Source organism: Bacteroidia bacterium (assembly GCA_033391075.1).
Lineage (GTDB): Bacteria > Bacteroidota > Bacteroidia > J057 > J057 > JAWPMV01.
The window spans coordinates 4,757,484-4,773,874 of sequence record JAWPMV010000001.1; the positions used below are offsets into that span (position 1 = coordinate 4,757,484).

At 43.6% G+C, this 16,391-nt stretch carries 9 protein-coding genes and 1 tRNA gene; 8 read left to right on the forward strand and 2 right to left on the reverse strand.

What is annotated here, in order from left to right:
- Window positions 1–2: 2 nt before the first annotated feature.
- The 8 genes from R8P61_18910 to R8P61_18945 all read left to right on the forward strand — a co-directional run bounded on the left by R8P61_18910 (window position 3) and on the right by R8P61_18945 (window position 13,866).
- Entirely contained in the window at window positions 3–2,921 is a 2,919-nt protein-coding gene (locus tag R8P61_18910; GenBank protein ID MDW3649147.1) for a PKD domain-containing protein, read from the forward strand.
- A complete protein-coding gene (locus R8P61_18915) occupies window positions 2,918–5,143 on the forward strand; it encodes a PorP/SprF family type IX secretion system membrane protein (GenBank protein MDW3649148.1) in 2,226 nt (741 codons plus the stop codon). The genes R8P61_18910 and R8P61_18915 overlap by 4 nt, the downstream gene beginning before the upstream one ends.
- Window positions 5,144–5,546: 403 nt before the next feature.
- Entirely contained in the window at window positions 5,547–6,671 is a 1,125-nt protein-coding gene (locus R8P61_18920) for an MraY family glycosyltransferase (protein ID MDW3649149.1), read from the forward strand.
- 94 nt (window positions 6,672–6,765) lie between these two features.
- Window positions 6,766–7,362, forward strand: coding sequence for a ribonuclease HII (locus R8P61_18925; GenBank protein MDW3649150.1), 597 nt, complete (start codon window positions 6,766–6,768; stop codon window positions 7,360–7,362).
- On the forward strand, window positions 7,362–8,087 hold the full coding sequence (locus R8P61_18930; GenBank protein MDW3649151.1) for a 4'-phosphopantetheinyl transferase superfamily protein: 726 nt from the start codon (window positions 7,362–7,364) through the stop codon (window positions 8,085–8,087). Before R8P61_18925 ends, R8P61_18930 begins: the two co-directional genes overlap by 1 nt.
- Before the next feature lie 40 nt (window positions 8,088–8,127).
- Window positions 8,128–8,202 (forward strand) — tRNA-Val (locus tag R8P61_18935).
- A 215-nt stretch (window positions 8,203–8,417) separates the two neighbouring features.
- Complete coding sequence (locus R8P61_18940; GenBank protein MDW3649152.1) at window positions 8,418–13,109, forward strand: PKD domain-containing protein; 4,692 nt, start codon at window positions 8,418–8,420, stop codon at window positions 13,107–13,109.
- Window positions 13,110–13,443: 334 nt separating this feature from the next.
- The gene (locus R8P61_18945; GenBank protein MDW3649153.1) at window positions 13,444–13,866 is read left to right on the forward strand and encodes a transcriptional repressor; all 423 of its coding nucleotides are present in this window, start codon (window positions 13,444–13,446) and stop codon (window positions 13,864–13,866) included.
- 3 nt (window positions 13,867–13,869) lie between these two features.
- Here R8P61_18945 and R8P61_18950 read toward each other — a convergent pair whose 3' ends face one another.
- Window positions 13,870–15,135 carry a 4-hydroxy-3-methylbut-2-enyl diphosphate reductase gene (locus R8P61_18950; protein MDW3649154.1) on the reverse strand — a complete coding sequence of 422 codons (1,266 nt, stop codon included), beginning with the start codon at window positions 15,133–15,135 and terminating at the stop codon, window positions 13,870–13,872.
- A 133-nt stretch (window positions 15,136–15,268) separates the two neighbouring features.
- Window positions 15,269–16,324, reverse strand: coding sequence for an SO2930 family diheme c-type cytochrome (locus tag R8P61_18955; GenBank protein ID MDW3649155.1), 1,056 nt, complete (start codon window positions 16,322–16,324; stop codon window positions 15,269–15,271).
- Window positions 16,325–16,391: the final 67 nt, after the last annotated feature.

Below are 16,391 nucleotides of genomic sequence, written 5' to 3' on the forward strand. Positions count from 1 at the left end.
GCATGAGAAATCTCTATAGAATTATATTCTCTATACTGGCCATTTCGGCATGTTTTTTACCAGTTGCTCAAGGGCAGCTGGTAACAACTGTAGCAGGTCAGGTAGAAACTACCGGTGATGCTGATGGCCTCGCTCTGCAAGATGCCCTCTTCAACAATCCTCACGGTATAGCCGTTGACGGTCAGGGGATCGTATACATTGCCGACAGGTGGAATCACAAGATAAAAAAGTATGACCCTACTACCGGTATAGTTAGCACCCTTGCAGGTACAGGAGATATCGGTGCAGATAATGGTCCGGGAGCTACCGCTAGATTTTATTCCCCCTGGGGACTTGCATGTGATTCTGTAGGGAATGTCTATGTCGCTGATACCAAAAATCAATTGATCAGAAAGATCGATACCAATGGAATTGTAAGTACAATAGCAGGTAGCGGTTCTTTTGGGGTAAGAGACGGTTCAGCAATTACCGCCAGATTTGCTGATCCCACAGGTATAGCCATTGCACCAGATGGAAGCCTGTATGTTTGTGATCACGTAGCACATACGATCCGAAAGATCAGTACAACAGGGCAAGTGAGCACAATTGCTGGGAAAGCCTTTATAGACGGATACGTAGATGGTCCTGGAGTTCAGGCTCGTTTTTACCGCCCTTATGGAATTGAAATGGATTGGGATGGTTCTATCCTGATCGCTGATGAGTGGAACCACAGAATTCGCAGGGTACAACCTACAGGATTTACCTCTACGATAGCAGGCTCGGGATTGCTGGGAAGTGATGATGGAGATGCTTCGCAAGCGCGTTTCAATTATCCCTGGGATTTGGTTTCAGATAAAGATGGGGCCATTTATGTGATGGATGGCTACAATTATGTCATAAGAAGAATAGAAGGAGATTCCGTTACGACCTATGCCGGAGAAGCCGGAAATGTAGGAGGACAGGATGGATATGGGATAGAGGCCTCTTTTAGTGGTGCTACAGCCATTTCTATGGATCACCGAACCAATACCCTCTATATCGGAGATGCTTTCAATGAATTGATTCGAAAAGTCGAGCCTTCAACCGGGATCGATCTTTTCGCCAAGACTTATTATCCCAATGGGGACTCTTTGGTATACCAAAACGGCGATACCATTTGTATGGGAGATGTTATCACCTATATAACGGTTCCGACCACCTATACCAATTATGACTTTTATGTCAATGATGTTTTCACCCAAACAGGGACTTCAAACGTATTGGTCTATAATCCTACCCAGGCAGGAGCCCTGGAAGTAGAGGTTGCTTCCACATCTGCAGAAGGCATCAATTATAGGACAGAGCCTTTCATTCTCTATATCGCTGAGGTTCCAAAAGCAGATTTTTCCTACACTTTATTGGGGGAAAGTCAGCAAGGCTTTAGTGTGCAGTTCAATAATCTGAGTTCAGGATCATTTGCCTATAAATGGGAGTTTGGAGACCCGGCATCCGGATCAAACAACAACTCCACCCTTAGGGATCCTATGCATATATATCCAGCAGTGGGTTCTTATGATGCGACATTGATAGCTCGCGGAGAAGGCGGTTGCACTGATACTCTTTACAGACCCGGCTTTGTTTCCTTGCTGGGCATGTCTGTACAGGAACCTTTAGGCTTTAGCAGTGGTGAGACCCTTTGTGTTGGTGATAATATGCTTGTGGAAGCCTCTAGTGGCAACTTCAACAATTATCAATTCTTTGTAAATGATCAATTAGCTCAAAATGGATCAAATCGAAGTTTTAGTCTGGACCTTGTAGATGCAGGTGAGTATGAAATATATGTTCGCGCGACCAGTACCTCTGGTGAAGAGATAAATTCTCAGACGGTGGAAGTATTTGCGGCAGAGGCACCAGTATCAAACTATAGTTATTCGGTAGATGGCTATGATCCAATCACAGGATTTGAAGTGAGCTTTATGGCAAATGCACCTCTGGCTCAAAGTTTCGATTGGGATTTTGGAGATCCGACATCCGGCCTTTCCAATAAATCCAGCCTTCGCAATCCTGTACATTTCTACCTCTCAGAAGGTAATTATGATATCCAATTGATCAGTACAGGTTCAGGAGCGTGTAGAGATACTTTGAGTCGAGCAGAATATGTTAAGCTTATGCTCCTCAACTCTCTGGACATCTCCGCAGATGACAGCATTTGTATAGGAAATACCGCCAGCTTTGTTGCGAGCAACAATAGTTTTCCCGTCTACGAATTCCTTCTGAACGGACAATTGGTACAACGCTCGCCTCTGTCTACCTATAATTTCACAGCTACAACTGCTGGTTTACAGGAGATCAGGGTAAGGGGTATAGATAATGATGGGGCTGTGAGCAATTCGCCACCTTTCACCTTCTATACTGCTGTGAAGCCGAATGTCAGTTTCACCTATACAGATATGGGATTGACCCCTCAGGGTTTACAGATAGATTTCCAATCAACCAGCAGCAATGCGATCCGCTATGAATGGGATTTTGGGGATCCGACTTCAGGCAGCGATAATTTTTCCAGCCTGGAAAACCCCACGCATTTTTACCAGGAATTTGGGAGCTACACGCCTCGACTGATCGCCTATTCCGGCAATTTGTGCTCGGATAGTATAGGGAGTCCTACGCCGATTCTTTATGAGGACAGACCCAATAATGTGTTTATACCTACAGCCTTTACTCCCAATGGAGATGGGCTCAATGATATACTCTTCGTCAGAGGTCAGAACATCGTCAGCCTGAACTTCAGTGTTTACAATGAATGGGGCGAAATGATCTTCCAAACCCTCGATCAAAGCGAAGGCTGGGACGGTACTTATGGTGGCGAACCCGCACAGGCTGACACTTATGTCTATACGGCATTGATCAGCCTTGCAAATGGTGAACAATTAAAACTTAAAGGACAAACGACCCTCCTGAGATGAAAAAAGCTTTACAAATATTCATATGTGCATTTCTGCTCCCCCTGGCAACACTCAGGGGGCAGGACCCGGGCTTTTCTCAGTATTTCAATGCGCCTCAATTTCTCAATCCAGGCAATATTGGAAATTTTGAGGGGAAAGTACGTCTCTTTACTTCCTACCGAAGACAATGGGCAAGCATTAGTGATCCCTTCACAACCAGTACGGGAGCAGCTGACTTTTCCTTTGGGAGGTTTGGGTTAGGACTAGACATCCTGAGAGATGATCCGGGAGTAGCTGCCTTGCGACATACCCAGGTGCTTATTGGCTTTGGTTACAAGGTATTTGAAGGAAAGCACAATCTTAGTTTAGGATTAAAAACCGGATTCGTACAGAAAAGCTTCGATCCTACAAAGTTTAGTTTCGACAGTCAATACAATCCTTCTACCGGCTTTAATCCGGGTACAGGGAGTGGAGAAATTTTTCCCCTTACTCGCGCTACGGTGGGAGATTTTCAGTCCGGTATCGTTTACAAATACCTGGCTGATGGAAATTCAGGTTTACTGGATATTGAACTGGGAGCTTCTTTCGCCCATATCAATCAGCCTCAATATACCTTTATTGCGGGTGAAACTTTTTTACCCATGCGTACCAATCTGCATGCCTCTTTCTCATTTATTGGAGGGGAAAGACTCTCTTTGAGGCCTATGGGAAGATATAGTATTCAGGGTACAGCTCGTCAGATGGCATTAGGCCTATCAGCCGAATACGAATACGATCAGGAGGTTTCCTTTGTAGTAGGAGCGCAGTACAGGGTAAACGATGCTGTAATTCCCCATCTAGGGCTGAAATTCAATAATTTCGACATTGGCTTGAGCTATGATGTCAACATTTCTTCTCTTAGCAACTTTAGCAACCTAAAAGGAGGGCCAGAAATTACCCTTTCCTACATATGGGATGGAGATATAGAACCTCGTCCAAAGACCAATTATAAAGCAAGAAAAGCCAGAATCATCAATGATCAGGATGGAGATGGGATCAAGGATCATGTAGATAAATGTCCAGACATCCCCGGCATAAAAAAATACATGGGTTGCCCTGATTCAGATGGGGATGGAGTTGTTGATGCAGAAGATGTTTGTCCTACACAGCCTGGCCCCATAGACAGAAATGGATGCCCCGCTTATGACAGAGATGGAGATGGTGTATTGGATCAAGCAGATAAATGTCCTGATATTCCCGGTATGATCGCCTTTATGGGTTGTCCGGATTCGGATAGTGATGGACTGCCTGATCAAATTGACAAATGCCCGATGGAACCCGGACCTCGTGTAAGAAGTGGATGTCCAAGTTCTGATATAGATGCTGATGGAGATGGTATCCCAAATAAAGTAGATATGTGTCCAACAGTAGCGGGGCCTGCAGACTTTCAGGGTTGCCCGGATTCAGATAAAGATGGAGTAGCCGATTTTGAGGATCTCTGTCCCAATTTAGCGGGCCTAAAAACAGAAATGGGATGCCCTATGGCGCTGATGGATTCTGATAAGGATGGAATTCCTGACAATCAGGACAGCTGCCCGACTGTATATGGCTTAGTTCAACATAAAGGTTGTCCAGACTCAGACAAGGATGGAATTACGGATTTTGAAGATAAGTGTCCTTTGACACCCGGATCCATTCAAAACCAGGGCTGTCCTACCGGAAATATGGATGTAGACGGAGACGGAATCCCCAACTTACAGGATAGATGTCCCTACGTTCCAGGACTGCCCCAGTTTTCAGGTTGTCCGGATACGGATAAAGATGGGCTTTCGGATCTGGATGATAAATGCCCACTGATATACGGCCCCATTGAAAAAATGGGATGTCCCGATCCACAACAAGCCATGGTCGCTGGAAAGCCGATGGAATACCTGAAGGAGGCCGTTGTCTATTTCGATACGGATCAGGCAATCATCAAGGCTGAATTCTTTCAGACACTCAACGAATTTGGCGATTATCTTCTTCGTCATCCCGAAAAAAGAGCCCTGATAGCAGGACATACCGATGACAGGGCTCAAAGCCAATATAATATGGTATTGGGACAAAACCGGGCGAAGGCAGTCCAATTCTACCTCCGGGTCAGAGGGGTAAAAGAATCTCAGATGGAGATCATTTCCTATGGGGAAATTATGCCTGCCAATACCAATAGTTCAGAGCAAAATCGCTCCCTCAACCGGAGAGCTAATCTGATCATTCTTAAGTAAGTTTCGCATAAAACTTTGCATAAAGAAGGGTGGGAGTTTTCCCACCCTTTTTCTTTTACAATTTGCATCCTCCAGGGCCCTCTCACCTCACAAATACGCGATATAGAAGCTTTAGCAGGACCGATATTAAATTGAATCCCTATTCAATTTAATATATTGATAATGAACCACTTAACAAGCGGCAACAATTTCAACAATTCGTAATATGTTAAAAACAGAAAGAATTCGGAATTAATACGGAAAGGCGAATAGGCATTTTTTTACAGAATCGGCCTCTAGAGCAAAATCAGAGCGATTTTTACTACGGAAATAAAAATTAAGCAGTTGTTAAATTTTTGAACAAAAGGGTATTGAGTCTTCAAATTAATCCCGCATATTTGATACAGAGATTAAAATATACCAGATGACAGAACTTTACCTTACTCTTGTTTCCACCCTCATAGCTTTTGTGCTTTGCTACAAGATCATACCGGTGATCATTGAAGTAGCACGGGAGAAGAAACTCTTTGATTTACCTGATCATAGAAAACAACATACTACTCCTGTGCCTCCACTAGGAGGAGTTGCAATATTGATCTCACTCGCTTTTGCGTTCTTTCTTTTCGCAGACCTCGGCCAAAGTCCTGAATTGAAGATGGGCTTTATTGGAGTACTCATAATATTCTTTATGGGTCTTAAGGATGATCTGTTGGAAATGGATGCTACGCAGAAGTTCATTATCCAAATCGCAATGGCAGCCCTGGCTGCTTATGGAGGGATCAGGATTACCCATTTACATGACATTTTCGGATTGGAAAGTCTTTCCCTTCCGGCTCAATATATCATTAGCACCTTTGCCATCGTAGGACTGGCCAATGCCTTCAATCTGATAGATGGAATTGATGGACTGGCAGGTGGTTTATCTTCCATTTGCTTTCTGGGCCTGGGATTGATTTTCAGTAGCCTGGGATTATATACCTATAGTCTTCTGGCATTTACCGGACTGGGAGCAACTCTGGCTTTTCTGAGATATAACTTTTCTCCAGCCAAAATATTTATGGGAGATGCAGGCTCACTCAGTTTAGGCTTCATCATTGCCATCATGTGTATAAAGCTGGTTCAATCAACAGCAGTCCTTTCAGGATTTGTATCCATCAACAGTTTGTTTGTGAGCTTTGTATTCTCTTTGATCATCATTCCGGTCGCAGATGTTTCACAGGTTATGATCAATAGAATTCTACATGGCCGATCCCCTTTCGATCCGGATCGTGGACATATTCACCATATTCTCCTCAGATTGGGATTGAACCACAAACAGGCAGCTATGGTATTATGGGGAAATAGTCTGTTCTTTTTTAGCATTTGCCTGGGAGCTTTTTTCCTAAGCTTTTCACCTGGACTGGCACTTGGAGGAATCCTCGTCTATGCCTATTCAGCGGTGATGATTCTCCACTGGAAAGACAGAATGAAAAAAGCTACAGAGCAAACCCTGCTGGACAAGGAGCAACAATTCGCAAATGCTGGATTTAGTCTTCAAAAACAAGTATAAAATATATTTACTAATGAAGCGGAGCATCTATCCATGCTCCGCTTTTTTATTTTACAATTGCTTTTAGCGGGATGCCTGCCTTATCTTAGTCCTCATGAGTCTTTTACTCCAACATTCTCAGACCAAGTTTGAAGCCGGTATAGATGAAGCAGGGAGGGGTTGTCTGGCTGGTCCGGTAGTGGCCGCTGCTGTTATCCTACCTCAGGATTTTGAACATGCAGATCTCACAGACTCAAAAAAGCTTAGCCACAAAAAGAGAATGGCTCTCAGGCCCTATATCCAGGAACATGCACTGGCATGGAATGTAGGAATGATATCAGCAGGCCGAATCGATCAGGTAAATATCCTTAACGCGACCTATGAGGCCATGCATGAAGCAGTAGCGGGATTGGGCATTCGGCCCGAATTTCTGAGTATAGATGGAAATCGTTTCCGACCTTATCCTGAAATTCCCCATGCCTGCATTGTAAAGGGAGATGGAAAATACCTGAATATTGCGGCAGCATCTATTTTGGCCAAGACTTATCGTGATGAACTCATGGAAATGCTGGGAGAAGAATTTCCCCACTATGACTGGAGTAGCAATAAAGGCTATCCAACCAAAGCCCATAAAACAGCCATACAGGATCATGGACCTTGTAAATATCATCGAAGAAGTTTTAACTGGAAACTGCAATTGAGTCTCTTTTGATGGATGGCTTTCAATTACATAGCGGCATTCCCCATCTAGATCCTTTGGTGCCTGGAGAGGTACATATTTTTTTCAGCTTAATGGGAGAAAGTTTACAGCGTAATAATTCTCAACTCCTGTTAAGCCAGGACGAAAAGGAAAGACTCAAAATGTATCGAACAAATGGCAAAAGGAATGAATTTCTCTTCGGGAGATTATTGATGAGAAAATTACTGGGAGAAATGATGGATGTCTCTCCTAAAACTGTACCCATTGCTATCAATGAACACCGAAGGCCCTACCTTAAAGGACATCAACTGCATTTCAATTTGAGCCATTCTTTTGGAGGATTTGCTTTTATCGCCTCTGTTGCTCACGAAGTAGGAATTGATATAGAGTACAGAAAAAGAAGTATCAGCCTGGAAGATGGCAGGCATGTGTTTATGCCAGCAGAAAAAAGCTCAATGGCGGCAAAGGAAGCAGCAGTAGCAAAAGATGAATTTCTTCACCGCTGGACCCTGAAAGAAGCCATCTATAAATCGGCCAATGTCGGGCCTCAACTTCTTTTCAACGAATTTGAATTAAAACTCTCCCCCCTGAGTCTGCATTCGCACAGCCTTTTACTTGAGGAAGAAGGATGGGAACTAGGTCATGCATATCCACATCCGGATTATCTGCTGGCTTTCGCTTTCCAAAATCCAGCTGCTACTCCCCTTTCTATCCACTTTCATCAAATCCTCCTTTAAATTTTCCCTTTCCAATTTTCAGCTTATATTTGTGCTTACTGGGATGTTAGCTCAGTTGGTTTAGAGCGCTGCCTTGACAGGGCAGAGGTCACTGGTTCGAATCCAGTACATCCTACTTACACAAACAGAATGCAATGCAAGGAAAGCAATGTGTTCTGTTTTTGTTTTTGAGTTTGGTCAAAGGCTACATTATGTTACTGCTTACTACAAGAAGCGCATTACTGCGTATTCCATTTTTTAGCCTCCTACTTTTCCTTTCCCGCTTATTTATAGGCCGGGCCTTCCGCATTTTTTTACCACCCATTTATTGTAATCAACCTTAACCTTTACATGATGAAGAAGATTTACATGCTAATTGCTTTTCTATGTACGGGAATTTTTGCCTACGGGCAAAGTTTGCCTATCGTAGACTTTTCAGGATTTAATGGTTCCAACCTCTCCACAATCTCCCCTGGATGGAGCGAAGGAGAGGGATTTGCATCTCCAACTGGAACTACTTCGCAATGGGTCAGAGACGACTTTGCGAATGTGGGTGCAAATGGAGATGCTGCCAAAATTAATTTATATACTACCGGAGATGAAGACTGGATCATAAGCCCAATGTTTACTGTCCAAGCAGGAGCAAAATTGGAATATGATTTTGCTATTACTGATTTTGCTAACACGAATCCCAGCCAAATGGGTTCTGATGACCTGGTAGAAGTACGGGTTTCAGTCGACGGAGGGCTAAATTATTCTGCTTTACGAAGCTACACTGACAGCAGTGTAGTCAGCTCAAGTGGACAACATGAAATTATTCCGCTCGATCAATTCTTGGGGCAAAGCATAATTCTTGCTTTTTTCGCCTATGAAGGAACCGTCAATGATCCTGAGGATTATGACGTATTTGTTGACAATATTGCTATAATTAATTCTCCTGTTGATCTCGCAACAATTTCCATCAACTCCCCTATTGGTGGAACTTGTTTAAGTTCAACCGAACAAGTATCGGTTAGCCTAAAAAATGCGGGAACCGGCATGCTGGATTTTGCTGCCAATAATACGGCTCTTACCCTAGATGTAAGCGGGCCAAATTCATTCGTTCTAAATGAATCTTTGACTTCCGGGACCTTAATGCCTAATGCGACCCTGGATGTTGTCTTCGGATCTACTGGAGATTTCTCTGCTGCAGGAGTTTATACACTTCGCATCTATTCCAGCTATCCAAATGATCCGGTAACGTCCAATGATACCCTGGTCGTTAATGTAATATCTTCTCCCCTATTTACCGGTCCTGTTTTAGAGGATTTTGAAACTTTTGTTGATGATGGAAATTCTGTTGGGAATGGGACAGGTTTGATGAATGGATGGGTCAATGATCCCCTTGGACCTAGCGATAATTACAACTGGTCTGTGAAAACGGGCGGTCCTACAGGTTCTTCTAATACAGGTCCTGATCAGGATCATACGACAGGAGCAGGAACCTATATGTATACTGAAGCGAGTGAAGGAAGCACCGGAGATCAAACTACCCTAATCAGTCCTTGCCTGGATGCAAGTGGAATGACTAACCCTGGACTTTCCTTCTGGTATTATATGTATGGTTCTACCATTGGTACACTTGAAGCATATATTATCGACGCTACGGGAACAGAAACGCTCGTTTTCTCTGTACAAGGCCAACAGCAAGGTTCAGGAGGACTTGCATGGCTTCAATCAGTAAGCAATCTGGCAGGATTTAGCGGCCCCATACAAGTTAAGTTTGTAGCAACCAGGGGTACAAGCTTTAGTGGAGATATTGCTCTGGATGATGTTTCTTTATTTGAGTTGCCAACAACCAATATGGAAATGACCCGGATCGTAAGTCCAAACGGAACTGCCTGCTACGGTTCTGCAGAAGTCGTTTCGGTAGAAGTAACCAATAAGGGACTGGCTACCCTTGATTTCGCTAGTTCGAATATGGATATCAATGTATCCTTAAACGGAGTGCCCACTTTCTCCACGACCCTAAGTACAGGAATGCTCGAAGTAGATTCCAGTTTGATCGTGCAGGTGAGCAATGCAGCAGATTTGTCTGTACCCGGAAACTATGACTTGTTGGCCTCTCTCTCGATTGCTGATGATGGAAGTTTATTGAATGATACAGCCAGAGCAAGTGCTACAACTCCACAAGGAAGCAATGCACCCCTCCTGGAAGATATGGAAAGCTTTACAGCAGGAAGTCCAGGTACCATCCTGAACGGTTGGTTGAATTCAACGGATGATGATGGAGACTGGTTTGTTGAATCAGACGGTACTACCAATTCCTCTGATACAGGCCCTCTCGATGACCATACCCCAAATGGTTCTTTGTATATGTATTATGAAGCAACCAATGGGAATACAGGAGATGTTTCCGAACTGACAAGTCCTTGTATCGACCTAAGTGCACTGGCCAATCCAAGATTATCTTTTTGGTACCACATGCACGGTGAGGACATGGGTACATTGGAAGTATTTGCACAGGGAGCCTCAGGACGAAGTCTTCTTTTTTCTATTAGTGGAGAGCAACAAGCTGAAGAAACTGATCCCTGGTTAGAAGCACAGGCATCTCTGGCTGGATTGGGAAATACGGTTCAGCTAATCTTCAGATCAACTAGAGGAAGTGATTTTACTTCTGATATCGCTATAGATGATATTGAAATCTTTGACTTTGCTCCGATTGATTTGGCCTTGATCGCTATTTCTCCCAATAGCCTGACTTGTGCTGATAGCAATGCTACCGTTAGCATTACTCTGGAAAATGCAGGATCAGACAGCCTTGATCTGGCAGCGAATCCCGTAAGCATTGATCTGGAAGTTACCGGCGGAGCTGCTCCTCAAACTTTCTCTGGAACCCTCAATAGCGGAGGCTTATTGAGTGGTCAAACTGCAGTTCTCGATATTTCAGGAGTAAATCTTGAAGGAAATACCAATTACAGCCTTAGCGCTGTTGTAGCTCCTTTCAGCGGAAATAATAATGCAACTAATGATACGATACAAGCGGATGTAACCGTTGTCCCTGCCGTAAACACTTTCCCCTATACCGAAGGATTTGAAAATGGTGCTGGAGGATGGACCACTTCTGGTGTAAACAATAGCTGGCAATTGGGAGTACCCGCCAATACCCTCATCAATGCAGCAGCAGGCGGTACAATGGCCTGGGTCACCAATTTGGAAGGAGATTATAATCTAAATGAGAATTCTGAAGTTACCAGCCCTTGTTTTAACCTAAGCAATGCCCCTATGGGAACAGTGCTCGCCCTAAGTATTTACTGGGATGCAGAGACAAGTTTTGATGGAGCAGTTTTACAGTATTCTACAGATCTGGGTGCCAACTGGACGAATCTCGGAAATGAAGATGACCCCAATAATTGGTTCAATGACGGTACCATTTCCGGTAATCCCGGAGGTCAACAGACAGGTTGGACAGGAACAGGTAGTAGTTCATCCGGTCAATGGTTGAGAGCCATTCAGCCGTTGGATTCTACTCTCCTTGGACAAACTTCAGTATTATTCCGCGTAGCATTTGGATCTGACTTCAGTGTTACGGATGAAGGTTTCGGTTTTGATGACTTCACCCTGGGAGTTCCTCCTATGGTTTCCCTGGGAGCTGATGACACCCTGTGTATAGGTGCAATCTTGGATGCTGGCCCAGGTGCTTCTTACCTATGGAGTACTGGCGAAACTACACGCATGATTAGCGTTCAAAATGATAGCGCTCGCGTATTGGTTCAGGATTATAGTGTAGTAGTTACCGACTCACTCGGACTGAGTGGTACAGATACCGTAACCATCACGATCAATGCTGGCCTACCAACAGTAGATGCAGTGGTCGTAGTTGACAGTCTCTGTTTTGGAGACCAAACGGGACAAATCAATGCAAATGCAAGTAGCGTAAATGGACCGATCGCTTCTTATATGTGGAATACGACTCCTACTCAGGATTCGATTTCTGCTGTAGGCCTGATTGGTGGCACCTATATCGTTACAGTTGCTGATAGTCTTGGCTGTACAGCAAGTGATACAGCTAGCATTGTTGAACTTCCTCAGATTCTCGTAGCCCTTGATACCATTGTGAATGTTGTATGTAATGGAGATTCTACAGGATCGATATCTATTAGTGTAAGCGGTGGAGTGGCCCCATATAGTTTCTTATGGAGCAATGGTGCCGACATGGAAGATATCAATGGCCTACCTGCAGGTGATTATACAGGTACCATTACGGATGCAGAAGGATGTATCCTGACTTCTCCTAATTTGACTGTATCAGAGTCTGAGCCGATTCTTGTTGTTGTTGACAGCTTGATAAATCCAGCTTGTGATGGAGATTCAACAGGCGGCATCTTTATTTCGGTTAGCGGTGGAAATGGAGGTCCCTATACCTTCGCCTGGAGTAATGGAGACAGTACCGAAGACCTGAGTGGAATTCCCGCCGGTTCATATACAGGAATGATTACGGATGCAGAAGGATGTAGCGTTGAAGCTACTGTTGAGCTTTTGGCTTCTCCTGGAAGCCCTGTAGCTTCCTTCACATTTGAATCAGCAGGTTCTATTATAGGATTTACCAATACGTCTAGCGGCGTGGATAGCAGTACTACTTATGCCTGGGACTTTGGAGATGGTGCTACTGATAGCATTGCAAATCCGGCACACTTTTATAACAGCAATGATACTTTCATTGTCAGTTTAACAGTTACCAATGGATGTGGAAGTTCAACAGCCACAGACACTATATTTATCACTACTGTAGGGATAGAAGAAGACATGCTAAACAATGTCAGCATCTATCCGAATCCGAATCGGGGAGAATTTGAAGTATCCTTTGAGAATCTTGATTTGGAAGATTTGCGTTTAACCCTCATTTCTATTGATGGAAAGCAGGTGTACACCAAAGAAGTAGGTCGTATAATGGGCAATTACACCGAAGCCATTAAGCTTCCTTCTACCCTGGCAAGAGGCATCTATGTCTTGCAAATCCAGAGCGATGAAGCCCTTGTTTACAAACGCATCAGACTCGAATAATTTCCCGATTAACTTCTGGATATATACAAAAAAAGTCTCTCCCGAATGGGAGAGACTTTTTCATTTTCCCGAAATAGAAAATATCCTGAGTCGAAGGCCGTTATATAGATACCTACCCGATTTCCCCTAACAATCCTCGTCTACATTGGTCCTCTTCATGGAAACACTTTATCAAAAGTGCTTAGCCCTAATTATGCTTAGGGAGAAGAGATATATACAAGTTGAAAACAAAAAAAGAACACAATAGTAGTATTAATTGGTTTTTTCGATGCCCTCTGCTGGAACAGAGGGCTTTCTCTTTCTCACTTTATATGAAAATCCCTATCTTTGTCATATGAGAAGTGCATTGCAAATCCTGTCCAATTATTCCTTAAGAAATACCAGTAGCAGGAAAGATATCCTGGAGGTTTTTCTAAAGGAGGGGAAGGCACTTAGTCAGAAAAATATCGAAGATACCATGACAGGTGAATGTGATCGGGTTACCATTTATCGCACCCTGTCTACCTTTATGGATCGAGGCATTCTTCACAAGGTTCTTGATGATTCTGGCGCGATGAAATATGCCCTCTGCGAACCTTCTTGCGGAGAGCATGAAGTTCATCAGCATGATCACGTTCATTTTAAATGCAATTCCTGTAGCAAAACTACTTGCATCAATGACACTCATTATCCCTCTCCCAAACTTCCAGAGGGCTACCGCATGGAGGAAATAAATATTTTGATTCAGGGGACTTGCCCGACTTGTGCCGCAAAGTAGTTTTTACTTTACAGCTACCACATTTTTCTGATATCCCTCCAGAATTTCTTCCAGGGTTTTCAATCCTTTAAAGTTTTCAAGCAAACGCAATAGCACGCGTTCCACAATGGAATCCGGACATGAGGCTCCACTTGTCAGGAGGATATTTACCTGGTCCTTTTTCGGAAGGAAGTTAGTAATTACCTGCTCTTCATGAGAACGGAAATCATAATGCCTGATCCGGTTTCGGCTAAGGATATCCCGTTCGGAAGCAATAAAATAAGTCGGTAGTTGTTCCTCACATAACTCAACCAAATGGGACGTATTGGAGCTATTCCTTCCTCCAATCACAATGGCAAGATCGGCAGGATGATCCAGCAATCTTTGAGTAGCACTCTGATTATTTTTTGTGGCGTAACAAAGAGTATCGCGGGTATTGGCGATATGCTGACTGAGCTCCTCTTCGCCAAATTTTTCTCTGAATATTTGTTTAAAGTGATCCGATATTGCTGCCGTTTCTGTAGCTAACATGGTCGTTTGATTTACGACCGCTACACGTTCCAGGTGTTTTGCCGGATCAAATCCCTCGGAAAACTTTCCCTCGAAAAAATGATAAAACTCTTCTGATTTTCTCTTCCCTCTGACAATATCGCTCAGGATCTCCGCCTCTTTCATATCTTTAACCACTACCGTAGGGGCATACACCCGGCTATGAGACAAAGTTGAAAGCGTTTCTTCATGGCGAAACTTTCCATGAATTATGATGCTATAACCTTGCTCCCCAAGCTCTCTGGCCCGAAACCAGACATTTTCCACAAAACGGCAGGTGGCATTCCATTTTTCCAGGCAGACTCCCCGACTTTTGAGTTGGTTCATATCTTCCAGCGTTGTACCAAAAGCAGGGATGATCACAATATCCTCTGCCTTGATTTCCTTCCAGGGAATCAATTGTTTCCCTTTGGCTGTTTTGATAAATCCCAGCCCTCTGGCTTTCAAGTCATCATTTACAAAAGGATTGTGTATCAGTTCACTGATCATATACACCCGCTTGTCGGGATGCGTTGCCAAAGCTTCATAGGCGACCTCTATGGCATTCTCCACTCCTTTACAAAAACCAAAATGCCGCGCTATCCGAAAACTGGCCGGACCAAAATCTAGTTCAAAAGGCATCAATCGGTCCTGATGGTAAGGACTTTGCTTGAGGGTGGAAAATATGCTATTCCGATACAGATCAGAATATTTACCAAGGTCATACTGCTTTTTGAAATTTCGGGATTTGAATTTTCGCATAGCTTTCTAAGGATGTTTTTATCAAACATATTAACCCTGGAAGGCCTGCGATGTTTACCTATATAGAAAATAAAATATATCCCGGTCCAGTGGTAAAATAGAGGAAATTACAGAGAAGCCCAAATTATGAATATCAATCCATCGCGTCTATCCAGTTCTTGATAAGCTGAGCTCCTTCTTTGTGAATAAGTTTCCTGCCAAGTTCAGGCATCATAATACCGGGGTCCTCAGAATTGATGCGATAGTATAAAATAGAGGCATTGGCATCGCCGGGAAGGATATCATAATCCCTTTCACCAGAACCTCTTCCCGCTGCTACCGGAGTTTTCATCACACCAAATACCGAGGGATCGTCCTGATGTACATCGAGGAAAAATCCAGAGGTACTGGCAGGTCCTTTAGAGTTGTGGCAATGGGCACAATTGATGTCCAACCATGCCCGGGCTCTGGCATCAAGATCTCCGGTGGAAGGATCATCCCAAACTGCCATGCGAGGAATTTCCTCATGTTCAGGCAAACCACTTAGCCAGCCCATATCTTTCATTTTCTCCAATTGATTTGCGGATCCGCTTTCATACGGAAATTCCCCATTCAATTGACGAGCGGAAGGCCCTATCGGCTTCATTTCCCCCTCGTAACTATGACAACCTTTACATTGATTTACATCTGGCATGGCATATTCCAGCTTTTGCTTTTTACCCGCCTCATTTATCCAGCTGATCTTTTTGCGTGCTCCTGCTACTTCCAAAACTGCATCCGTCTGATCATCATCCCAGTGATAAGCCAAGGCTTTCCAGCCTTTCTCCTCATGGATCAACAAACGAGTCTCCATCAATTTTCGGCCTTTTTCAGGCTTCCTCGCATCCACAGGATAGTAGAAAGTTTTTATGATGGTCGTACCCAGAGGAAAGTCAAGCACTTCTTTATCATTGTAAGGGACTTGTACTCCTTCCGGCAATTTTACAAAGCGTAATTTTTCTGCATAGTCAGAAAAGAGAGCTGTATTGAGAGAATAGGGCAAAACGCCCTTGGCAGGTTTTTGCTCAGCAATATTCCCTTCGAAAAATCCGTATTCGGAAAGTTTCATTTTAAGAGGAAGCTCATCTGTTCCCCTAAACATGAGAAAACCGGAAAAAAGAATTGAGAATAAAATTGCCAGGCTGCACCTATACAAAAAGCTAATACGCATCTTAGGATAATAAATGTTTTTATTCCTAAAGATACGTATTAGCTTTTCTCTATAAAAGATTGCTGAA

Bases quoted from the DNA above. Each gene is read 5' to 3' on its own strand.
- R8P61_18910 (MDW3649147.1), top strand. From the start codon at position 3: ATGAGAAATCTCTATAGAATTATATTCTCTATACTGGCCATTTCGGCA.
- R8P61_18915 (MDW3649148.1), top strand. From the start codon at position 2,918: ATGAAAAAAGCTTTACAAATATTCATATGTGCATTTCTGCTCCCCCTG.
- R8P61_18920 (MDW3649149.1), top strand. From the start codon at position 5,547: ATGACAGAACTTTACCTTACTCTTGTTTCCACCCTCATAGCTTTTGTG.
- R8P61_18925 (MDW3649150.1), top strand. From the start codon at position 6,766: ATGAGTCTTTTACTCCAACATTCTCAGACCAAGTTTGAAGCCGGTATA.
- R8P61_18930 (MDW3649151.1), top strand. From the start codon at position 7,362: ATGGATGGCTTTCAATTACATAGCGGCATTCCCCATCTAGATCCTTTG.
- R8P61_18940 (MDW3649152.1), top strand. From the start codon at position 8,418: ATGATGAAGAAGATTTACATGCTAATTGCTTTTCTATGTACGGGAATT.
- R8P61_18945 (MDW3649153.1), top strand. From the start codon at position 13,444: ATGAGAAGTGCATTGCAAATCCTGTCCAATTATTCCTTAAGAAATACC.
- R8P61_18950 (MDW3649154.1), bottom strand. From the start codon at position 15,135: ATGCGAAAATTCAAATCCCGAAATTTCAAAAAGCAGTATGACCTTGGT.
- R8P61_18955 (MDW3649155.1), bottom strand. From the start codon at position 16,324: ATGCGTATTAGCTTTTTGTATAGGTGCAGCCTGGCAATTTTATTCTCA.